This is a genomic window from Polymorphobacter multimanifer (assembly GCF_014205635.1).
GTDB lineage: Bacteria > Pseudomonadota > Alphaproteobacteria > Sphingomonadales > Sphingomonadaceae > Sandarakinorhabdus > Sandarakinorhabdus multimanifer.
The window spans coordinates 26,878-47,732 of record NZ_JACIIV010000027.1; the positions used below are offsets into that span (position 1 = coordinate 26,878).

Consider the following 20,855-nt stretch of genomic DNA (forward strand, 5'->3'; position numbering starts at 1 on the left):
TGCCGCAACCGCGCCATAATATGCGCGTAATACAGTCCATGATGTACGAGGAGTTTCATCCGGGCAGCGGGCCTCCCGCCAACCGGCCTGGCGGTCTGACCGCCGAGGGCCTTCGCATCGTGCTGTTCTCGGGCAACTACAATTATGTGCGGGACGGCGCCAATCAGGCGCTCAACCGCCTCGTCGCCTATCTCGAAAGCAAGGGCGCCACTGCCCGCATCTATTCCCCCACCAGCGATCACCCGGCATTCGAGCCGGCAGGCACGCTGGTGTCGGTGCCATCGGTGAGCATCCCCGGCCGCGCCGAATATCGGATCGCGCGCGGGCTGCCGGGCAAGCTGCGCCGCGAGATCGCCGAGTGGGAACCGCACCTCTTCCACCTGTCCGCACCCGATCCGCTCGGTCACAGCGCCAAGAAGCTGGCCAAGAGCCTGGGGGCACCCGTCGTCGCCTCGGTGCACACCCGCTTCGAGACCTATTTCGAATATTACGGCTTCGGCTGGGCCCGCCCGGCCGGAGAAGCCATTCTCAAGCGCTTCTACCATGGCCTCGACGAGGTGTTCGTCACCTCGCCCGGCTTCGGCGAGATGCTGCGCGACCAGGGGCTGATCGAGCACGCCGCCACCTGGAGCCGCGGTGTCGACAAGGAGCGCTTCTCGCCGGCACGGCGCGCGCCCGAGTGGCGGCGCAGCCTTGGGATCTGCGACGACGATGTCGTCATCGGCTTCGTCGGCCGCCTGGTGCTGGAAAAGGGCCTCGACATGGTCGCCGCGGCGGTGGCCGAGCTCAAGCGCCGCGGCGTGCCGCACAAGCTGCTGGTGGTGGGGGAAGGCCCCGCGCGCGCAAAGTTCGAGGCGCAGGTCCCCGATGCCATTTTCACCGGCTTTCTTGATGGCACGATGCTCGCCACCGCCTTTGCCAGTGCCGATCTGCTCATCAACCCCTCGATCACCGAGACCTTCGGCAACATCAACATCGAGGCGCTGGCGAGCGGAATCCCCGTCGTCGCCGCCATCGCCTCGGGCAGCAGCTGCATCATCGAGGATGGCGTCACCGGCCGGCTGGTGCCGCATGCCGATGTGACGGGCTTCGCCGATGCGCTCGAACATTATCTTGTCGATCATGATGCCCGCCACGCGGCAGGTGCCGCCGGACTCGAAGCCGCCATGGCCTATGATTGGGATGCCATCAACGGCGCCGTGCTTGCCCGGTATCTGGAAATCATCGCCGCGCACGCACCGCCTGCCGCCGCCGGATAGGCACCTGCTTGCACCTGGTCGCCGCAATCCCTATATCGAGGGGGCTCGGGAAACCGGGCTATGGCAATACAGGATGGCGTGAAATAGACGCAGCGGACCCGGGGGCAGTACCCGGCGGCTCCACCATCATTCCCCCCGGTTGTCGCGGGGATGTCTGGGGCCGAACCAGGATCGACGTGTGTTCAAAGACGATCATCTTTGCCCGGCCTGAATGCGCCGTTAAACCGTTCAAAACACCATAAATGCCAACGACAACGAGGCATTCGCAATCGCAGCGTAACACAAGGTCCTCACGGACTTAGTTACACTGGCCGAAAGCGCGGCTGGGCCGAGCCGGGCAACAGAATCGGACACCGGCGGTACGGGGAGCACCGAGCAACAGAAGCTCCCCACCTTTGCTCGAGGAGAGGCTCCATGCGCATCGCTCCCGTCAACACATGGTTCAAACCCAAGCGGATCGGCTGGGGCTGGACGCCGGCGCGACCCGAGGGATGGGCGGCCATTGCCGCTTTCATCGTGCTGCTCGCCGCGTTGGCGGGTTGACACGTCGCCGCGAGTGCTTGACCGAGCGGCACGGCTTCGCCACCAAAGGCGAGGCCGACCACCCGGAGCAGCCGTGACCGAAACCCCGCCCGACAGCCTGATCCCCTACGACGATATCGTCCAGGATGCTCTGCGCGGCGTGGTGCAGCGCGTGCTGATGCGCATCGATGCCGATGGCGGGCTCCCTGGCAGCCATCATTTCTACATCGCCTTTCGCACCCGCGCCGCCGGGGTCAACATTCCGCGTCACCTTATCGAACGCTATCCCGACGAAATGACCATCGTCATCCAGCACCGCTATTGGGAGCTCGCGGTCCATCACGACAGTTTCGAGATCGGCCTCAGCTTCAACCAGGTGCCGGCAAAACTCCACATCCCGTTCAGCGCCATCACCGGCTTCGTCGATCCCGCGGTCAATTTCGCGCTGCAGTTCGCGGCCCCCGCCGACACTGCGCCGCCGCCGCCCGAGCCCAGCCCGGAGCCGCCGACCGAAGATCCCGGTGGCAATGTCGTGGCGCTCGATCGCTTCCGCCGCAAGTGACCGCCTTCGCCACCCCAGGCTCGGCCACGCCGGCACGGCGCGGGCTGATGTTCGTCATGTCCTCGCCTTCGGGAGCAGGCAAGACCACGCTCAGCCGCCGTCTTCTGCGCGAAGATCCCGGCATCACCCTGTCCGTCTCGGCCACCACCCGGCCGCCGCGCCATGACGAAACCGACGGCAAGGATTATTATTTCGTCAGCCCCGAGCGCTTCCAGACGATGGTCAAGGATCATGAGCTGCTCGAATGGGCTACCGTCTTCGGCAATCGCTACGGCACGCCGCGCGCCCCCGTCGAGGCCGCGCTGGCCAGCGGCAGCGACGTGCTGTTCGACATCGACTGGCAGGGCACCCAGCAGCTGCAGCAGACCGACGCGGCATCGGACCTGGTGCGCATCTTCATCCTGCCCCCCGATCTCGGCGAGCTCGAACGCCGGCTGATCGCACGCGATACCGATCACCCCGAAGTGATCGCCGATCGCATGGCGCGCGCCTGTGACGAAATCCGCCACTGGGGCGAGTATGATTATGTGCTCCTCAACGAGAGCATCGAGACCTGCCTCGCCGAGCTGCGCGCCATCCTCAAGGCCGAGCGGCTGCGCCGCAAGCGCCAGCTCGGGCTCGCCGATTTCGTCCGCGCCATGCTCGGCGAGGGCGGCTGATGCGCTCCGCGTTTTCGGGCGCGCTGCCGGCCCTGCTGCTGCTCATGGCAGCTTCAGCGGCATCCCCCGTTGCAGCGCAACCCGCCGCCACCAGCTGGCAGGGGCGCATCCAGGCCGAGGACCGCACGCGCATGGCCGGCCTCTGGCGCGCCTGGACCCGCAGCCTTGCCGATATCGATGCCGCCGGCGGCCGCGAGGCGCTGGCTGCCCTTGGCCCGGTCGCCATTCCCCCCGTCGAGCCGCTGCCCGGGCGCCGCACCGTCGTGGCCTCCGATACGCTGCCCCCGCCTGGGGAATATGAGTGCCGCACCATCCGCATGGGCACCCGCGACGATGGCTGGCCGCGCGATGGCGTGCTGCCGCTGCAGGTCGGCGACTGGGGCGCCTGCGCCGTGGGTGCAAGCCACAAGCATGCCCCCTTCGCACTTGGCATGAGCGAGGGCGCGCAGCAGCTGTCCGGCGGACTTTGGCCCGATGGTGACCGCATGGTGTTTCTCGGCGCCCTGGCGCTGGCCGGCGAGCCGGGGCAACGCGCCTATGGCGATGATCCCGATCGCGATCACCTCGGCGTCCTCCGCGCGCTGGGCCCCGACCATTGGCGTCTCGAACTGCCCTGGCCGCGCTGGCAGTCGAACCTCCTGCTTGTCGAAATGCGGCGCCGCTAGAGTGTGTTTCGCAAAAGTGGACACCGGTTCTTGCGACAAAAACACACGAAAACAAGAATTAGACCCGCGTTTTGATCACATCAAAACGCAATAGGGTCTAGACCGCAGCGAACCCCTCAGTGCGCCAGCCGGCTCTTCCGCATCGTCATCGTCGCCACCAGCCCGCCCTCATGCCATTCATAGGCGATCGAGCCAGCAAGTTGCTGCCGCAGGCAACGCTCCACCATCCGGCTGCCGAACCCGTCCAGAACCGGCACCGTCTCGATCGGCGGACCACCACTCTCCGCCCAGATCAGCGACAGCGAATCATCCTCCACCGTCGTTGTCACATTGAGCAGCCCCTCCTCGCACGACAGGGCCCCGTGCTTGACCGAGTTGGTGGCCATCTCATGGATGAGCATGGCCAGCGCCGTCGCCGTCGCCTGGCCCACCCCGATCCGCACGACCGCAACCCTGATCCGGCCTGCAAACGCCCCCTTGTCATCATAGGGGGAGAGCAGCACCGACAGGATATCGCCCAGCAGCGCCGCCTTGCCCTCGGTGCCCGGTAACGGTCGGACGAGATCATGCGCACGGCCCAGCGCCATCAGCCGCTGCGTCAGGCCCTCCGCCATCTCCTGCGCCGAGGCCGCCGAGCGATAGGTGATCTGGGTGAGCCCGGTCGCCACGGCGAGCAGGTTCTTCACCCGGTGGCTCATCTCGCCCGCCAGCAGTTCATTCCCCTCCTCGGCCTGCTTGCGCCCCGTCACATCGAGGAAGATGCCGAACTTGCGCCGGTTCACCATCTCGGCATCGGCACCCTCGCCGCGTGCCGAGATCCAGCGGACATTGTCGTCGATCATGATGCGAAAATCGGTTTCGAACGCACCGGCCGCTGCACGGGTGGCTTCGAAGGCGGCGCCCACCCGGTCCCGGTCGGCAGGGTGGATATGGGCGGAAAGCTCCTCGAAGCGCACTTCCTCCGCCCATGGCAAGCCCCACAGATCGAACGCTCGTGCGTCCATGGTGAAGCGGTCGGTGTCGACATTCCACGACCAGAGCGCAACGCACGCCGCATCGATCGCCAGCCTGAGGTGCTCCGATGGCCAGACCTGTGCGGCCACGGTTTGCGTTTGCATGTCGTCATTCCCGATCAGCGAGGAACGGTCCACGCAGGCGAGCCGCCGCCGAACAGCATTTCTGCCGCGAAACTCGTCCCCGACCAACAATTCTACACCGATTCCGCGCTGCGCGCTCAAGTATATTAGCCTGACGCTCAATCATCACGTTTGCAGGCGCGAAAATGCCGAAGCCGGGCGCCTGATGACGACGGGCGCTCACACGACCCCACCGGGCCTCCCAGGCCCGAGGTTCAGCTTTCGACCCAGCGCCGCAGCAGGTTGTGATAGGTGCTCGTCAGCGCCAGGATATGCGGGTCGTTCGGCCCCCGGTCGGCGGCAAGCGCCTGCACGCTGCGATCGAGATCGAGCAGCAGCATCCGGTCGGCATCATCCCGAACCAGCGATTGCACCCACAGAACCGCAGCCAGCCTTGTGCCGCGTGTCACCGGCAGCACCTCATGGCGGCTCGAGGCCGGATAGAGCAGCATCTGCCCCGCCGGCAGCTTGAAGCGCGGGCGGCCGAAGCTGGTCTCCACCGCAAGGTCGCCGCCATCATAATCGTCCGGCGGGCTCAGGAACAACGTCGCGGCAAGGTCGGTGCGCATCCGCTCCCGCCCCTCGGCGCGGATCGCATTGTCGATATGCGCGCCATAATGCTCACCCACGCCATAGCGGCTGAACAGCGGCGTGGTGATCCGCCGCGGCAGTGCTGCAGTGTGAAAGCCCTGGTGCCGGGACAGCGCAATGGTAATAGCCCCGCTCCATTCCCGCGCCATCGGATCGTCCCCGGCCAGTTGGCCATTGGCCTTGACCGCGGCGGACTGGGCACCCGCACTCTCGCGGCCGTTCTGCCATGCAGCCCCGGCAAGCGCCGATTGCAGCACCGCAAGCGCGTCCGGGGCGAGGATATCGGTCAGGATCAGCGCCATGGCCCGCAAGCCTAGACAGCATTTGTGGCAGTTGCCAGTCCGGCCCCGCACGCGCACCCTGGCACCTCAGGCAAGGAGACGGTCGATGTTTGCAGACGGGCTGATGCGCGGGCAGAAGATCCTTGTGACGGGGGGCGGCACCGGCCTCGGCAAGTCGATGGCCGGCGCCTTTGCCCGGCTGGGTGCCGAGGTCGTCATCTGGGGCCGCCGCGGCGGTGTGCTCGACGACACCGCGGCCGAACTCGCCGAAGCCAGCGGCAGCACCGTCACCGCCATGCCCGTCGACATCCGCAATGGCGGCGCCATCGACGAGGCGATGCAGGCGATCTTCGATGCCGGCCCGCTCACCGGCCTCGTCAACAACGCTGCCGGCAACTTCATCTCGCCCACCGAAGACCTCAGCCCCAACGCCTTCAACGCCATCGCCAGCATCGTCGCGGCAGGCACCTTCAACACCACGGTCGCGGCCGGCAAACGCTGGATCGAAGCGGGGCTGCCCGGCAACATCCTCTCGATCGTCACCACCTGGGTCTGGACCGGCGGGCCTTTCACCGTGCCGAGCGCCATGAGCAAAGCCGGGGTCGCGGCGATGACGCAGAGTCTGGCGCAGGAATGGGGGCCCAAGCGCATCCGTGCCAATGCCATCGCGCCGGGGCCTTTCCCCACCAAGGGTGCCTGGGAGCGGTTGATGCCGGCGCCGCTGATGGAAAAGACCGGTGCAGGCACCGGGGCCGCCGGCATTCCGATGGGCCGGATGGGGGAGCATGAGGAGCTCGACAACCTCGCGGTGTTCCTGATGGCGCCCGGCTGTGCCTATCTCACTGGCGAGGTCATCGCCCTCGATGGCGGGCAGTGGCTGGCCTCCAACGGCAACTTCCACAGCCTGTCGGCGCTCGACCGTTCGGATTGGGACATGATCAAGGGCGCCATCCAGGCCACCAACGCCAAGGACCGGCAGGATCGGACCGCCTGAAGACTTTGCTGCTGCTTGTTGCCGCTCTTGCCGGCGCCGGCCAATATGGTAAATGAACAGCGTGTTCTGGGGAGAAACGCAATGCAACGAGCAATGTTGGCAGTTCTGGTCGCGTCCGTTGCGGCAACATCCGCGTCCGCCGTCACCATGCCGCGCCCAAGCCAGCTCGTGATTTTCGGAGACAGTCTGGTCGATGCCGGCAACATCAATGCGGCCTTCGGCAGCGATGTCTTCAATCCCGTCGCCGCCGGCTATTTCCCCGGCCGCTTCACCAATGGGCCAGACTATACCGATCTCATCAGCAAGCATATCTACGGCAGCTTCACCACGCCCTCGCTGCTCGGCGGCACCAACTATGCCTTTGGCGGCGCCCGTGTCGTCAACCATGGTGACGCCGTGCCCGATCTGGCCCTGCAACTCGGCGCCTATTTCGCCAACACCGGCGGCGTCGCCAATCCCGACGCGCTCTACATCCTCAATTTCGGCGGCAACGACGTGTTCGGGCTGGAGAGCGGCAACATCGGGCCGTTTGCGAACAGCGCCGCTTATGTCAGCTCGCTCCTCGACACGATGCAGAACAGCCTGTTCGCCCTCGCCGGCACCGGTGCCAGCCGCATCCTCGTCACCGGCATCCCCAATATCTCGGCCACCGGCTTCGGCCTCGAAGCGCAGCTGCAGGCGCGCCTCGACAGCGTCGAGCCGCTTCTGGGCTCCACCGAACTGCTGCGCTTCTCCTACCAGGATTTCTTCACCGGCCTCGCCGCCGATCCCCGCGCCTTCGGCGTCAAGCCCTTCACCGAGACCGGCAACTGCATCGGCAACCGCCCGGTCATCGATGGCGCCATCGATTGCACCGGCTATTTCAGCTTCGATGGCATCCACCCCACCGCGCAGGTCCATGAGGCACTTGCCCGCCAGGTCGCCAGCACCGTCGGCATCACCGTGCCCGAGCCCGGCACCTGGGCGATGCTCATCGCCGGCTTCGGCCTGGTCGGCGCCACGCTGCGGCGCCGGCGGTACGCGTTCAGCAGGGCGTGATCGCCGCGCAGGTCAGCTTGACATAGGCTTCGGTGCGCAGCTGCCAGCGCCCGTCCTCGCGCACCCAGCCCGCCTGATAGGCGCCGGCATTGCCCTCGATCCCGCCGGCGGGGTTGCGCAGCCTTGCGCGCCAATGGCCGCGCTCCATCGCCAGCTTGCCATCGGGGCTCACTTCGATCGCCTCGGGCACGCGCTCATAGGTGATGAACGCCGGGTCCTTGAATTCGTTCGCGGCATAGCTCGCCGCCACCGTTGCAGCACCCGCGATGGTGCTGCCACCGCTGCCGATCTGCACGAAGTCGCGGTGCAGCACGGCACCGAAGCGCTCGGGCGCATGCGCATCGATCGCAGCGCCATAAGCGGCGCGCGCGGCACGGATATCGGTTTCATCGGATGCCAGGGCAGGCGCCGCGAGCAGGGCAGCCAGGAGCAGGATCTTCATGGGGAGGGGTTCCGTGCACGTTGGAAGAGCCAGACGCGGATCGCGCTGGAGAGGTTGGTGGTGCGCGCCTCGTCGATCTCCGCCACCAGCGCCGCGAGCGGCTTGCCCTCGGCGGTTGCAGCTTCGTGGAGCGCGTCCCAGAATGGCGGCTCGAGGCTGATCGACGTCGCGTGGCCGGCGATGGTGACCGAGCGTTTCCGCATCAGTACATGTGCTGGCCGCCGTTGATGCTGAGCGTCGAGCCCGTCACGAACCCGGCATCATCGGCACACAGGAACGCCACCCCGCGCGCGATCTCCTGCGCCTGTCCCAACCGCCCGGCCGGGATCTTGGCGACGATCTTCTCGAGCACATCCGCAGGCACGGCCGCGACCATGTCGGTATCGATATAGCCCGGCGCAATCGCATTGACGGTGATGCCGAAGCGCGCACCCTCCTGCGCCAGCGCCTTGGTGAAGCCATGGATGCCGGACTTTGCAGCAGCATAGTTCACCTGGCCATATTGCCCGGCCTGGCCATTGATCGAGCCGATATTGACGATCCGCCCGAAACCGCGGGATTTCATGCCCGCAAAGGTCGCCTTGGCCATGTTGAAGCAGCCGCCGAGGTTGACGCGGATCACTTCGTCCCACTGCGCGTAGCTCATCTTCATCAGCGTGCCATCGCGGGTGATGCCGGCATTGTTGACGACGATATCGACCGGGCCCAGCTCGGCCTCCACCTTGGCCACGCCATCGAGGCACGCCTGATGGTCGCCCACATCCCATTTGTACGCCGCAATCCCGGTGCGCTCGGTAAAGGCGGCAGCCTTGGCATCATCGCCGCCATAGTTGGCGGCGACCTTCACGCCCGCAGCCTGCAACGCGAGCGAAATGGCCTCGCCGATCCCGCGCGTTCCGCCCGTAACGATTGCAACTCTCGACATGATCATTCCCCAAGCAATTCTTGGGGTCAAACTAGCAGCTTAAACCCATCCGGCAAGCTCGCGCGCAATCAGCCGTTCGAGCATAGCAATGCCGGTTTCGCTGGTGTTGAGGCACGGCAGATACGCAAAGTGCGTGCCGCCATGCTCCATGAAAGTCTCGCGGCCTTCCATCGCCACTTCCTCGAGCGTCTCGAGGCAATCGGCGGCAAAGCCCGGGCACACCACCGCAATCTTCCTGATGCCCTCGCCCGCCAGCCCTTCGAGCGTCGCATCGGTATAGGGCTTGAGCCATTCCGCCCGCCCGAAGCGCGACTGGAAGGTCACCCGCACCGGCAGCCCCAGTTCCTCGGCGAGCAGCCGCCCGGTCTTGCGGCACTGGCAATGATAGGGATCACCCTTGTCGAGCGTGCGCTGCGGCATGCCATGGAAGCTGGTGACGATCAGGTCCGGCGTGAAGTCCAGCCCCGCCAGCCCCTCGCGCACCGAAGCCGCAAGTGCGGCGATATGATCGGGGTTGTCGTAATAGGGCGGCAACGTCCGCATCGTCGGCTGCCAGCGCCACCCGGCCAATGCCCCATTGGCCGCATCGACCACGGTGCCGTTCGTCGCCGAGCTGTACTGCGGATAGAGCGGCACGGTGAGGATCCGGTCGCAACCGGCGTCCATCAGCGCCTTGAGCTGCTCGGGAATCGAGCGCGTGCCATAGCGCATCGCCCAATCGACCACGACCTTCGGTCCGAACCGCCCCTTCAGCGCCTCGGCCTGGCCGCGCGTGATGGCCGTGATCGGCGAGCCTTCCGGCGTCCAGATCTTGGCATAATTCTGCGCGGTCGTGCGCGGCCGCAAGTTGAGCACCAGCAGCCGCAGGATCGGCTGCCAGATGACCTGCGGAATCTCGATCACCCGCGGATCGGACAAGAACTCGCCCAGAAAACGCTTCACATCGCCAGGCTCGGCCGAGTCGGGCGATCCGAGATTGACGAGCAGCACGCCCACCCGGCCCACCTGCACCTGTGGATGCTCGGGCGGCAAGGCACTGCCCGGAATCGCTGCAGGGCCCACCGCCGGCGCAGTCATGCCGGCTGCGGCCAGCGGCACTTCGGGCCGCAGCACAGGGTCGGCATCGGCCATGTCGGCACGGCCGAGCAGCGAAGGAGCGAGGGAAGGGGGCGCGGTTGCCGACATGTCACTGCGGCGTTTCGGCCATTTCCGCGCCCGAGTCGATGGTCTCCAAGGCCGCACCGGTTGCTGCCCCGCTTGCCGCATCGATCGCCCCCGTGGATGCCCCCGTCCGCAGCGGCCGTTCGCCCAGCGGCCCGCCGAGCGGCAACCGCCGCATGCGGATGCCACTCGCGGCAAAAATTGCATTGGCGAGCGCCGGCGCCACCGGCGGTGTCCCCACTTCGCCCACGCCGCCCGGCGCCTCCTCCGATTCGATCAGGATGATCTCGATCACCGGCGTCGCAGCCAGCCCGAGGAGCGGCTGGCGATCGAAATTCGTCTCCAGCACCTCGCCATCGGCAAAGCTGGCCCGCCCCGAAAGAGCGGCAGACAGCCCGAAGATCGCCGCTCCTTCCAGCTGCGCGCGCACCGAATCGGGGTTGATCACCCGCCCGCAGTCCGCCGCCATGATCAGTCGCACCACCTGCGGCGGCTCGCCGCCGCGCACCACCACCTCGGCCGCCACGCCCACGATGCTGCCGAAGCTTTCCCATAGCGCCATGCCGGTGCCGCTGGTGCTGCCATCGCCGTTCCGCTCCCGCCCGAGTGCTCCCGTGGCACTGGTCAGCGCCCGCACCACCGCCGCATGGCGCGGCTTGTCGCCCAGGTGCTGCAGCCGGAAACCGCCGGGATCGACCCCGGCGCTCGCCGCCAGCTCGTCGATGAAGCTCTCGGTGATGAACGCCGTGTAGCTGTTGCCGACCGACCGCCAGAAGCCGAGCGGCACCGCCACATTCACCAGCACATGCTCCAGCGCCACCGAAGGCACGTCATAGGGAAAGCGCACCATCCCCTCCAGCGCCTGCGCGCCGGCCTTCGGGCTGCCGCCGAGCCTGGGCAGATTGCGCCCGATGGCGGATGCGCCGACATCGGGCACCGCCACCCGAGCCGCAAGCGCGGTGATCCGCGCACCGGCGCCCTCGCCCGTCACCCGGCCACGCAACCGCGCCGCCACCGCCGGGCGCCAGAAATCATGCGCAAAATCCTCCTCGCGGCTCCAGATCAGCTGCACCGGCTTGCCCACCGCCCGCGCGATGAGCGCCGCCTGCATCGCGGCATCGGTCTCGATCTTGCGCCCGAAACCGCCGCCCAGCAGGGTCGGATAGACGGTCACCGCCTCGTCGGCGATCCCGAGCGCGCGCGCCACCGCCCAGGTGGTGATGGTGAGCGATTGCGTCGGCGTCCACAGCTCGCAGCGGCCGTCCTCGATCCGCGCCGTCGCGGTCATCGTCTCCATGCACGCGTGCGCCAGAAAGGGCAGGGCAAATTCGGCGCCGATCACGCCCTCGACCGGTCCTGCCAGCAGCTCCACCGCATCGGCATCATCGCGCACCAGCGCCGTCTCCAGCCCGTCCTGGCTATCGAGAGCGGCATCGAGGGCTGCTTCCATCCATGGCCCCGCCGGCGTCTCGCCACGATCGTAGCTGATCACCAGCGCATCGAGCCCCTGTTTCGCCTGCCACCAGCCGCGCGCCACCACCGCCACAAACCCCGGCTGCTCCACCAGCTGGCACCCGGCGGGAAGCTTCGCCTTGTCGATCCGCGTCCGCTTCGCGCCGATCGGCCCCTGCGCGATCGCGGCATAATGCATCCCCGGCAGCCGCACATCGGCGCCGAACTGCGCGCTGCCATCCACCTTGGACGGCAGGTCGATCCTCGGCACGCTGGTGCCCGAAATGGTGCGGATCGGGCGCAGCGTCGCGGTGCGCGGCGGGTCGAGGAGCGCGGCTTCCTTCACCAGCTCGGCAAAGGCGATGCGATTCGCCTTGTGCGTCACAAAGCCATTGTCGGTGCCGCACTCGGTCCATTCGATGCTCAGCCGGTTCGCCGCCGCCCGGCACAGCATCTCGCGCGCCACTGCCCCCGCTGCGCGCAGCGGCGCTTCGAACCCCCGCACCGAGGTGCTGCCGCCGGTCATCTGCATCTCGAAATATTCGACCACACGGTCGGTGGTCCAGCGTGCCGGGCCCCGAAGCGGTGCCGGCAGTCCCGATGTCATCTCGCCCAGCGCGAAGCGGTTGGCATAGGCCGCCCCCAGTGGCGCCGGCTCCACGCTCACCGTCTTCCAGTCGGCGCCAAGCTCATCGGCGGCGATCTGCGCCAGTCCGGACCAGATGCCCTGGCCCATCTCGGCCTGCGGCACCGCCACGACAACCCGGCCATCGAGCCCCACTTTGAGAAAGGCGTTGAGCACCACCTCGTCATCGGCCGCCGCCCAGCTGATCGCGTGGCGGCGCGGCCAGGCTGCCCAGCCGACCAGCAGCCCGGCGCCGACGCCCGTGCCGATCAGCAGCCGCCGACGGGTGAGTGCCATTCGGCTCAGCCCAGATGGGCGAGCATGTGCTCGGCGCTCGAAACGCCGAAGGCGCCCGGTTCCTCGACGAACAGCTGTGAAACGACGCCGTCCTTCACCACCATCGAGAAGCGCTGGCCGCGCACCCCCATGCCATATTTGCTCGCGTCCATCTCCAGCCCCAGCGCCTTGGTGAAGTCGGCATTGCCATCCGCCAGCATCGTCACCTTGCCAATCGCATCGGCAGACCTGGCCCAGGCGCCCATCACGAACGCATCGTTCACCGACAGGCAGACGATCTCGTCGACACCCTTTTCCATGAGTGCTGCCGAATGCGTCACGAAGCCCGGCAGATGCTTGGCCGAGCAGGTGGGGGTGAAGGCACCCGGCACCGAGAACAGCGCCACGGTGCGATTGCTGAACAGCTCGGCGGCAGAAACCTGCCCCGGCCCATCGGCGGTGGCCTTGACGAGCGTGCCTTCGGGAACCCGGTCACCAACCTTGATCGCCATGTCAGATACTCCTTGCAGATGCTGTCCGCATCCCTAGCCGCCGCACGGCAGAGCGTCCAGCGCCGGCCCCGCAAGGCCGCAGCCCTTTGCATGCGGCTCAAGCCTCTGCCAAAAGGGTGCCATGATCCAGCCGCCCTACCTCTCCGGGCAGCTTCTGCTGTCCATGCCCGGCATCGGCGATCCGCGCTTCGAACGCGTCGTCATCGCCATCTGCGTCCATGACGAAAATGGCGCGCTCGGCCTCGTCATCAACCGTGCGCTGTCCGATCTCACCGTGCCCGAACTGATGCGCCAGCTCGAGATCGATCCAGGAGACACCCCCGATCGCGCCGTGCTCGAAGGCGGCCCCGTCGAGCCGTCGCGCGGCTTCGTGCTGCACTCGCCCGATTATGAAGGCCAGAGCACGATCATGGTGACAGGAGCAGGTGTGGGGGACCTGTGGGGCCTCACGTCCACGCTCGATGTGCTGAAGGACATCGCCGCCGGTCGCGGGCCGGCCCGGTGGCTCTCCACGCTCGGCTATACCGGCTGGGGGCCGGGCCAGCTCGAGGACGAGATGGCGCGCCACGGCTGGCAACAGGCGCCCGGTGATGCCGCGATCCTGTTCGAGGCCCCGCTCGCCAGCCGCTGGGCCACCGCCTTTGCCGGGCTCGGCGTCAACGTCGGCCAGCTCTCCACCACGGCCGGGCGCGCCTGACGTGGAACGATGGGGGACCCGGCGGGGGGGGAACCGATCGGGGGGGAACCGATTGCGGTTGCGCGAATCTCCCGCTTCCCCTATGGCGCGTCCCTCGCATGACCGATCGGCCCGGCTGAATGGGCTGCCGTGGCTGTTCAATGATGCGTCCATCAGGAGACGAAAATGCCCAAGCTCAAGACCAAGAGCGGTGTGAAGAAGCGCTTCAAGATCACCGCCACCGGCAAGATCAAGCACGGCGTCGTTGGCAAGCGCCACCGTTTGATCAGCCACAATGCCAAGTACATCCGCCAGAATCGCGGCACGAAAGTGCTTTCCCATGCCGATACGCCCCGGGTTCACGCCTGGGCGCCGTACGGTCTGAAGTAAGGGAGCATAAGTCATGCGCATCAAACGCGGTGTCACCACCAAGGCCAAGCACAAGCGGATTCTCGAAGCCGCCAAGGGCTATTTCGGCCGTCGCAAGAACACCATCCGCATTGCTCGCCAGGCCGTCGAAAAGGCCGGCCAGTACGCTTATCGCGATCGCAAGGTCCGCAAGCGCTCGTTCCGCGCCATCTGGATCCAGCGCATCAACGCTGCGGTGCGCGAACAGGGCCTCACCTATGGCGTGTTCATGCACGGCCTGACGCTCACCAGCATCGAGCTCGATCGCAAGGTGCTGGCCGATATCGCCATGCACGAGCCTGACACCTTCCGGGCCATCGTCGCCCAGGTGCAGTCGGCGCTCGACGCCAAGGTTGCCGCGTAAACCTTTACGCCAAGACCGAACAGCATCAGGGCGCGGCACCGCTAAGGTGTCGCGCCCTTTGCTTTTTCTTCTTTGCCTGTCGCGGGCCCATTCGCTAGGCGCACAGCATGACCGATCCCGACCAGCTCCAGTCCGAAGTTCTCGGGCACATCGCCGCCGCCGCCTCGCCCGAGGCGCTCGAAGCCGTGCGCGTCGCGTCGATGGGCAAGGCGGGCAGTGTCACCACGCTGATGAAGTCGTTGGGCGGCATGACCCCCGAGCAACGCCAGACCGAAGGGCCGCGCCTCAATGGCCTGCGCGAAGCCGTCACCGCTGCCCTAGCCGCCCGCAAGACCGAACTCGAAGCCGCAGCCCTCGATGCCCGGCTCAAGGCCGAACGCCAGGACATGACGCTCCCGGTCGGCCTGCCCCCGCAGGGCAGCATCCACCCCGTCTCCCAGGTCATGGACGAACTGGCGGAAATCTTCGCCGACATGGGCTTCGCGGTGGCAACAGGCCCCGAGATCGAGGACGACTGGCACAATTTCACCGCCCTCAACATCCCCGAACACCACCCGGCGCGCGCCATGCACGATACCTTCTACGTCGATGGCCTCGACGCCGAGGGCCGCAAGCGCGTGCTCCGCACCCACACCTCGCCCGTGCAGATCCGCACGATGATGGCGAGCAAGCCCCCTATCCGCATCATCGCCCCCGGCCGCGTCTATCGGTCGGATTCGGACGCCACGCACACCCCGATGTTCCACCAGATCGAAGGCCTCGTCATCGACAAGGGCATCACCCTCGCCCATCTGCGCTGGACGCTGGAAACCTTCATCAAGGCCTTTTTCGAAGTCGATGACGTAACCTTGCGCTTCCGCCCCAGCTACTTCCCCTTCACCGAGCCTTCGGTCGAAGTGGATGTCGGCTATTCCTCCAAGACCGGCAAACCCGCAGCCGCCGCAGACGTCGACAAATGGCTCGAAGTGCTCGGCTCGGGAATGGTCCACCCGCGCGTCATCGCCGCCTGCGGGCTCGATCCGCAGGAGTGGCAGGGCTTCGCCTTCGGCACCGGCGTCGATCGGCTGGCGATGCTCAAATACGGCCTCACCGATCTGCGCGCCTTCTTCGATGGCGATCTGCGCTGGCTCCGCCAACACGGCTTCGCCTTCCTCGACGTGCCCACCCTTTCCGCAGGCGTTTCCGCATGAAGTTCACCCTGTCCTGGCTCAAGGCGCACCTCGACACGTCCGCGTCGCTGACCGAGATCACGCAAGCGCTCACCAGCCTCGGCCTCGAAGTCGAAGGCGTCGAAGACCCCGCGTCCAAGCTCGCCCCCTTCGTCATCGCCGAAGTGCTGACGGCCGAGCGCCACCCGCAAGCCGACAAGCTGCAGGTCCTCAGCATCGATGCAGGCAACGGCCCGCTCCAGGTCGTCTGCGGCGCCCCCAACGCCCGCGCCGGCATGAAGGGCGTTTTCGGCCCGCCCGGCGCCCATGTCCCGGGTGCGGGAATCACGCTGAAGGTCGCCGCCATCCGCGGCGTCGAATCGAACGGCATGATGTGCTCCACCCGCGAGCTCGAGCTGGGCAGCGATCACGACGGCATCATCGAACTCGATCCCTCGGCTCCTGTCGGCACCGCCTATGCCGAATGGGCCGGCCTCTCCGATCCCGTCATCGACATCGCCATCACCCCCAACCGGCAGGAGTGCCTCGGCATCCACGGCATCGCCCGCGATCTCGCTGCCGCCGGCTTGGGATCGCTCATCGAGCCCGACACCACGCCGGTGCCCGGCACCTTCCCCAACCCCGTCGCCATCGCCACCCACGACGCGCAAGGCTGCCCCGCCTTCCACGCCCGCACCGTCCGCGGCGTGAAGAACGGCGCCAGCCCCGCCTGGCTGCAACGCTGGCTCACCGCCGTCGGCCTGCGCCCCATCTCGGCGCTGGTGGACATCACCAGCTACATGAGCATCGCGCACGGCCGGCCGCTCCACGTCTATGATGTCGCCACGCTCACCGGCGGCCTCACCGCCCGCCGCGCCCGCGCCGGCGAGCAGGTCAACGCCCTCAACGGCAAGACCTACACCCTCGACGACACCATGACCGTCATCGCCGATGATGTGCACGCCCACGACATCGGCGGCATCATGGGCGGCATCGAATCGGGCGTGTCCGCGGCCACCACCACCGTCCTCATCGAAGCCGCCTGGTTCACCCCCGAGCGCATCGGCGCCACCGGCCGCGCGCTGGGAATCAACTCCGATGCCCGCGCCCGCTTCGAGCGCGGCGTCGATCCCGGCTTCGTCGCTCCCGGCCTCGAACTCGCCACCCGCATGGTGCAGGACCTCTGTGGCGGCGAGGCGTCGGACGTCACCCAGGCCGGCACGCTGCCACTCACCCCCAAGGTCGTCCACTACGATCCCGCCCGCGTCGCCGGCCTCGCCGGAATCGATGTCGCCGAAGACGAGCAGGCCGCTATCCTCACCCGCCTCGGCTTCACCGTGTCGCTCGGCGAGCGCTGGGCGGTCACCGTCCCAAGCTGGCGCCGCGATGTCGACGGCGAAGCCGATCTCGTGGAAGAAGTCGTCCGCCTCCACGGCCTCGACCGCGTCCCCTCCACCCCGCTGCCGCGCCGCGAAGGCGTTGCCCTCCCCACCGCCACGCCTGCGCAGAAGCGCGAGCGCCGCCTGCGCCGCGCGCTGGCCGCCGCCGGGTTCAACGAAGCCATCACCTGGAGCTTCCTGCCGCCTGCCCATGCAGCAGCCTTCGGCGGTGCCGCGCATAGCTTGAGCAACCCCATCAGCACCGACATGGCCGCCATGCGTCCGTCCTTGCTCCCCGGCCTGCTCGCGGCCGCTGCGCGCAATTTCGATCGCGCCCAGCCGAGCGTGCGCCTGTTCGAGCTCGGCCAGCGCTATCTCGCATCGGGCGAACACCCCACCGCCGCCGCCCTCATGGCCGGCGATGCCCGCGCGCGGGACTGGCGCACCGGCGCGTCCACCAAATTCGATGCCTTCGATGCCAAGGCCGCCGCCCTGGCAGCCCTCGCCGCGCTCGGCGTCCCCACCGATCGGCTGAGCGTCCAATCCCCCGCCGACGGCTGGTGGCACCCCGGCCGCGCCGGCCGCCTCGCGCTGGGCAAGCAGGTGCTTGCCGATTTCGGCCTGCTCTACCCCGCGACGCTCACCACGCTCGATGTGCGCGGCCCCGTCGCGGCGTTCGAACTCTATCTCGATGCACTGCCGCCCGCACCGAAGCGCAAGACCGGCGCCTGGGCGCCTGCTGCCCTCAACCCGCTGACCCGCGATTTCGCCTTCGTCGTCGATGAGACGATGGCAGCCGAAAGCCTCGTCCGCGCCATCACTGGCGCCGACAAGGCCCTCATCACCCAGGTCCGGCTGTTCGATTGCTTCGCCGGCGGAAGCCTCTCCGAAGGCAAGGTCAGCCTCGCCGTCGAAGTCGTGCTGCAACCCACCGAGCGCACCCTCACCGATGCGGACATCGCCGCCCTTTCGGCCAAGGTCATCGCCGCCGCCGCGAAGCTCGGAGCCGAGCTTCGCGGTTGACGCTCCTTACATCGTCCGACCGGGCCGCGCGCTCTGATAGTCCTGCTCGGTCACCGGCGAGAGCTTGATCTCCACGCGGCGGTTTTGCCCCCGACCATCCTCGGTGCTGTTCGAAGCGATCGGGAACTGCTTGCCATAGCCACGCGTCGCGATCCGTGGCCGCGCCACGCCCTGGTAGCTCAGATAGTCCGCCACCGCATTGGCACGCTGTTCCGAAAGCCGCTGGTTGACGGCATCGGTGCCCACCGAATCGGTATGTCCCGACACATCGATGAAGGTGCTGTTGTAGCTCGCCAGCGTCTGCGCCACCTGGTCGAGCGCCGGGCGGAACTGCGGCTTGACCGTCGACGAGTTGAAGTCGAAGGTCACGCCCGCAGGCATCTTGAGGTTGATCTCGTCACCCTCGCGCTCCACCTCGATGCCCGATCCGGCGGTCCGCTGGCGCAGCTCGCGCTCCTGCCGGTCCATGTATCCGCCCACCGCGCCACCGGCGATGGCACCGATGCCGGCGCCGATCAGCACTTCAGCGCGGTTGTTGCGGCCGCCGAGCAGTGCGCCCAGCAGCGCGCCGGCACCGGCACCTGCGGCAGCCGTCGCGGCCGGCCGAGCAATGGTGCGCTGGCCGGTATCGGGGTTGGTGGTACAGCCGGCAAGCACAAGGCTGGCAGCAGCTGTCGCGAACATCAATCTGGTCTTGATCATGAGTATCTCCTGTTGTGGAGCGGCACATGCACCGAACGACTTGGATGCAAGATGAACAGCCCCCTTCGCACGTGGCCCGATATCGCATAGGGAATATGCGCGATTCCCAGAGGGTCGCGCCACCATTCGGAGCCAATGCAGCCCTTTCCCTGGTTCGACGTCGCGATCATCGCGGCGCTTGTGCTGCTCAACGGCTTCTTTGCCATGTCCGAGCTGGCCATCGTGTCCGCCCGCAAGCCACGGCTGCGGGCGCTGGCCGAAACCGGCTATCGCGGCGCCCATGCTGCCCTCAGCCTTGGCGAAAACCCCGGCCGCTTCCTCTCGGCCGTGCAGATCGGCATCACGCTCGTCGGCGTCGTCAACGGCGCCTATTCGGGCGCCACGCTCGCCCTGCCGGTCGGTGAGCGCATAACCCAGTGGTTCGGCGTGCCCGAAATACTGGCTGACGAAATCGGTTTCGGCGTCGTCATCGTCCTCATCACCTATCTCTCGCTCATCATCGGCGAGTTGGTCCCCAAGCAGTTCGCCTTGCGCGCACCCGAGAAGATCGCCTGCCTCGCAGCCCCGATCATGGTCTTCGTCGCCCGCCTCGCCACGCCAGCGGTCTGGGCGCTGGAGAACAGCACCGGTGCGGTGCTTCGGCTGTTCGGCCCCGCCAACGATGAGGACAACCGCGTAACCGAAGCCGAATTGCGCTCGGTGATGGAAGATGCCGAAACCGCCGGCGTCATCGAGGCCGACGAGCGCGCCATGATCAGCGGCATCATGCGCCTCGCCGATCGCCGGGTGCGCGGCGTCATGACTCCGCGCGGCGATGTCGATTGGCTCGATGCCGATGCCCCCGAGGCCGAGATTCGCGAAAAGCTCCGTCACACCCCCCACACTCGCCTGCCGGTGGCGCGCGGCACGGTGGACGATATCATCGGCGTCGTGCAGGCGCGCGATATCGTACAGGCGCTCATCGAAGGCCGGCCGCTCGATATTGCCGCCCTGGCGCGCCCCGCCCCGGTCATCCCCGATGTCATCGATGCTGTCGATGCCCTTGGCAGCCTGCGCTCCGCCACCATCCCCATGGCGCTGGTGCATGATGAATACGGCCATTTCGAAGGCATCGTCACCCCGGCCGATCTGCTCGCCGCCATCGCCGGCGCCTTCGCCTTCGATGCCGACGCAACCGACGAGCCCTCCATTTTCGAGCGCGAGGATGGCTCGCTTCTCCTCGCTGGCTCGCTTCCCGCCGACGAGATGGCCGACAGGCTCGGCCTCAACCTCGATGACGACCGCGACTACGAAACCCTCGCCGGCTTCGTGCTCGCCCAGCTCCAGCACATCCCCGAAACCGGCGAGCTGTTCCGCTGCGGCGGCTGGCAGTTCGAGATCGTCGACATGGACGGCCGCAAGGTCGACAAGGTCCTCGCCAGCGTCCTCGATCCGGAGATGGACTAGGCCGTGAACCCATAGAGCGCGAATGGCTCGAACTGATGGTTAGCGGACGTTCGGGTCGGTTACTGTTCGAAGCTCCGCCGCCTCTACCGCCTGCCTCACCCCAGCCCAAAGCGGGTGTCCTACGAACGCATCATCGTCAGCATCGCCCACGGCGGCCAACACCTGCTCAAGCGCCTGCTTCACACCCGCTACACCGCGCACCTCTACTTCGCTGAGAAGGCTGACACCGACCGCGCCTTCGTCGAAGTCGTTGTCATCGAAGAAGAAGTGGAAGACCTGATCGATGCCGGATGCCAAACCGCTAACGCGCTCAGCTCGCCATGTCGCTCGCGGGTCGGCGGCTTGAAGCTCTGAAAGGAAGATCTGCAATTCGTGGCGCACGTGCGGCTGTGAGAGAGCGGAAACGTCGTTCATTTTGCCATGGTTGCGCCTGATCGGAATGTCCGCAAGTGGGCGATAGCGGTCAGCCCGCTTAGCGTCCGCTGTGATCGGCTCGAATGTCTGCAAGGGGGTGGATTGTGTTGAAGAAGTCAGCGTTGTTCGCGGGCCGATAGGGCGATGTGAGCGGTGCGAGCGCGGGCGGTGTCGTTCAGGCCGGCACCGGATGCA

At 67.1% G+C, this 20,855-nt stretch carries 23 protein-coding genes and 1 other RNA gene; 14 read left to right on the top strand and 10 right to left on the bottom strand.

The window, feature by feature from the left end; genetic code table 11:
- The first annotated feature begins 95 nt into the window (after positions 1 to 95).
- From FHS79_RS15365 to FHS79_RS15385, 6 genes are all read left to right on the top strand, one after another.
- Entirely contained in the window at positions 96 to 1,259 is a 1,164-nt protein-coding gene (locus FHS79_RS15365; protein WP_184202195.1) for a glycosyltransferase family 4 protein, read from the top strand.
- A 4-nt stretch (positions 1,260 to 1,263) separates the two neighbouring features.
- Positions 1,264 to 1,614, top strand: a transfer-messenger RNA (tmRNA) gene (gene ssrA / locus FHS79_RS15370).
- A 59-nt stretch (positions 1,615 to 1,673) separates the two neighbouring features.
- A complete protein-coding gene (locus FHS79_RS19220; protein WP_274603700.1) occupies positions 1,674 to 1,802 on the top strand; it encodes a hypothetical protein in 129 nt (42 codons plus the stop codon).
- A gap of 73 nt (positions 1,803 to 1,875) precedes the next feature.
- On the top strand, positions 1,876 to 2,343 hold the full coding sequence (locus FHS79_RS15375) for an SspB family protein (RefSeq protein ID WP_184202126.1): 468 nt from the start codon (positions 1,876 to 1,878) through the stop codon (positions 2,341 to 2,343).
- Between the two features lie 47 nt (positions 2,344 to 2,390).
- The gene (gmk, locus tag FHS79_RS15380) at positions 2,391 to 3,002 is read left to right on the top strand and encodes a guanylate kinase (RefSeq protein ID WP_184202198.1); all 612 of its coding nucleotides are present in this window, start codon (positions 2,391 to 2,393) and stop codon (positions 3,000 to 3,002) included.
- Positions 3,002 to 3,667, top strand: coding sequence for a DUF4893 domain-containing protein (locus FHS79_RS15385; RefSeq protein WP_184202129.1), 666 nt, complete (start codon positions 3,002 to 3,004; stop codon positions 3,665 to 3,667). The genes gmk and FHS79_RS15385 overlap by 1 nt, the downstream gene beginning before the upstream one ends.
- 116 nt (positions 3,668 to 3,783) lie before the next feature.
- Here FHS79_RS15385 and FHS79_RS15390 read toward each other — a convergent pair whose 3' ends face one another.
- Both FHS79_RS15390 and FHS79_RS15395 read right to left on the bottom strand, forming a co-directional pair.
- Positions 3,784 to 4,785, bottom strand: coding sequence for a sensor histidine kinase (locus tag FHS79_RS15390; RefSeq protein ID WP_184202131.1), 1,002 nt, complete (start codon positions 4,783 to 4,785; stop codon positions 3,784 to 3,786).
- 233 nt (positions 4,786 to 5,018) lie between these two features.
- Positions 5,019 to 5,696, bottom strand: coding sequence for a Fe2+-dependent dioxygenase (locus FHS79_RS15395; protein WP_184202134.1), 678 nt, complete (start codon positions 5,694 to 5,696; stop codon positions 5,019 to 5,021).
- Between the two features lie 85 nt (positions 5,697 to 5,781).
- Between FHS79_RS15395 and FHS79_RS15400 the strand changes: the two genes are divergently transcribed.
- Complete coding sequence (locus FHS79_RS15400) at positions 5,782 to 6,669, top strand: SDR family oxidoreductase (protein WP_184202137.1); 888 nt, start codon at positions 5,782 to 5,784, stop codon at positions 6,667 to 6,669.
- 93 nt (positions 6,670 to 6,762) lie between these two features.
- Positions 6,763 to 7,707, top strand: coding sequence for an SGNH/GDSL hydrolase family protein (locus FHS79_RS18990; protein ID WP_243452937.1), 945 nt, complete (start codon positions 6,763 to 6,765; stop codon positions 7,705 to 7,707).
- On the opposite strand, the gene FHS79_RS15410 is transcribed toward FHS79_RS18990, so the two are convergent.
- The 6 genes from FHS79_RS15410 to FHS79_RS15435 all read right to left on the bottom strand — a co-directional run bounded on the left by FHS79_RS15410 (position 7,694) and on the right by FHS79_RS15435 (position 13,100).
- Positions 7,694 to 8,149 carry a nuclear transport factor 2 family protein gene (locus FHS79_RS15410; RefSeq protein ID WP_184202143.1) on the bottom strand — a complete coding sequence of 152 codons (456 nt, stop codon included), beginning with the start codon at positions 8,147 to 8,149 and terminating at the stop codon, positions 7,694 to 7,696. The genes FHS79_RS18990 and FHS79_RS15410 overlap by 14 nt on opposite strands.
- Positions 8,146 to 8,352, bottom strand: coding sequence for a ribbon-helix-helix domain-containing protein (locus FHS79_RS15415; protein ID WP_184202146.1), 207 nt, complete (start codon positions 8,350 to 8,352; stop codon positions 8,146 to 8,148). Before FHS79_RS15415 ends, FHS79_RS15410 begins: the two co-directional genes overlap by 4 nt.
- On the bottom strand, positions 8,352 to 9,074 hold the full coding sequence (gene phbB / locus FHS79_RS15420; protein WP_184202149.1) for an acetoacetyl-CoA reductase: 723 nt from the start codon (positions 9,072 to 9,074) through the stop codon (positions 8,352 to 8,354). The genes FHS79_RS15415 and phbB overlap by 1 nt, the downstream gene beginning before the upstream one ends.
- A 39-nt stretch (positions 9,075 to 9,113) precedes the next feature.
- Positions 9,114 to 10,151, bottom strand: coding sequence for a ferrochelatase (hemH, locus tag FHS79_RS15425; protein WP_184202200.1), 1,038 nt, complete (start codon positions 10,149 to 10,151; stop codon positions 9,114 to 9,116).
- Between the two features lie 109 nt (positions 10,152 to 10,260).
- Positions 10,261 to 12,609 carry a xanthine dehydrogenase family protein molybdopterin-binding subunit gene (locus FHS79_RS15430; protein WP_184202152.1) on the bottom strand — a complete coding sequence of 783 codons (2,349 nt, stop codon included), beginning with the start codon at positions 12,607 to 12,609 and terminating at the stop codon, positions 10,261 to 10,263.
- 5 nt (positions 12,610 to 12,614) lie between these two features.
- Entirely contained in the window at positions 12,615 to 13,100 is a 486-nt protein-coding gene (locus FHS79_RS15435) for a peroxiredoxin (RefSeq protein ID WP_184202155.1), read from the bottom strand.
- A 121-nt stretch (positions 13,101 to 13,221) separates the two neighbouring features.
- On the opposite strand from FHS79_RS15435, the gene FHS79_RS15440 reads away from it, so the two are divergent.
- The 5 genes from FHS79_RS15440 to pheT all read left to right on the top strand — a co-directional run bounded on the left by FHS79_RS15440 (position 13,222) and on the right by pheT (position 18,098).
- Positions 13,222 to 13,797 carry a YqgE/AlgH family protein gene (locus FHS79_RS15440; RefSeq protein ID WP_184202158.1) on the top strand — a complete coding sequence of 192 codons (576 nt, stop codon included), beginning with the start codon at positions 13,222 to 13,224 and terminating at the stop codon, positions 13,795 to 13,797.
- A gap of 165 nt (positions 13,798 to 13,962) precedes the next feature.
- Positions 13,963 to 14,166, top strand: coding sequence for a 50S ribosomal protein L35 (gene rpmI / locus FHS79_RS15445; RefSeq protein WP_184202161.1), 204 nt, complete (start codon positions 13,963 to 13,965; stop codon positions 14,164 to 14,166).
- Between the two features lie 13 nt (positions 14,167 to 14,179).
- Positions 14,180 to 14,548: a 50S ribosomal protein L20 gene (gene rplT / locus FHS79_RS15450; protein ID WP_184202164.1), complete on the top strand. Its 369-nt coding sequence runs from the start codon at positions 14,180 to 14,182 to the stop codon at positions 14,546 to 14,548.
- A 107-nt stretch (positions 14,549 to 14,655) separates the two neighbouring features.
- Entirely contained in the window at positions 14,656 to 15,738 is a 1,083-nt protein-coding gene (pheS, locus tag FHS79_RS15455; RefSeq protein WP_184202167.1) for a phenylalanine--tRNA ligase subunit alpha, read from the top strand.
- Positions 15,735 to 18,098, top strand: a complete 2,364-nt coding sequence (pheT, locus tag FHS79_RS15460; RefSeq protein WP_184202170.1) for a phenylalanine--tRNA ligase subunit beta — start codon at positions 15,735 to 15,737, stop codon at positions 18,096 to 18,098. The genes pheS and pheT overlap by 4 nt, the downstream gene beginning before the upstream one ends.
- Positions 18,099 to 18,104: 6 nt before the next feature.
- Here the strand turns inward: pheT and FHS79_RS15465 are convergent, their stop codons facing one another.
- Positions 18,105 to 18,800 (bottom strand): YiaD family glycine zipper/OmpA-like lipoprotein, encoded by a 696-nt coding sequence (locus tag FHS79_RS15465; RefSeq protein WP_184202172.1) that lies wholly within the window; start codon positions 18,798 to 18,800, stop codon positions 18,105 to 18,107.
- Between the two features lie 135 nt (positions 18,801 to 18,935).
- Between FHS79_RS15465 and FHS79_RS15470 the strand changes: the two genes are divergently transcribed.
- A complete protein-coding gene (locus FHS79_RS15470; protein WP_184202175.1) occupies positions 18,936 to 20,246 on the top strand; it encodes a hemolysin family protein in 1,311 nt (436 codons plus the stop codon).
- A gap of 39 nt (positions 20,247 to 20,285) precedes the next feature.
- Here the strand turns inward: FHS79_RS15470 and FHS79_RS15475 are convergent, their stop codons facing one another.
- On the bottom strand, positions 20,286 to 20,660 hold the full coding sequence (locus FHS79_RS15475; protein WP_184202178.1) for an SCO4402 family protein: 375 nt from the start codon (positions 20,658 to 20,660) through the stop codon (positions 20,286 to 20,288).
- Positions 20,661 to 20,855 lie beyond the last annotated feature (195 nt).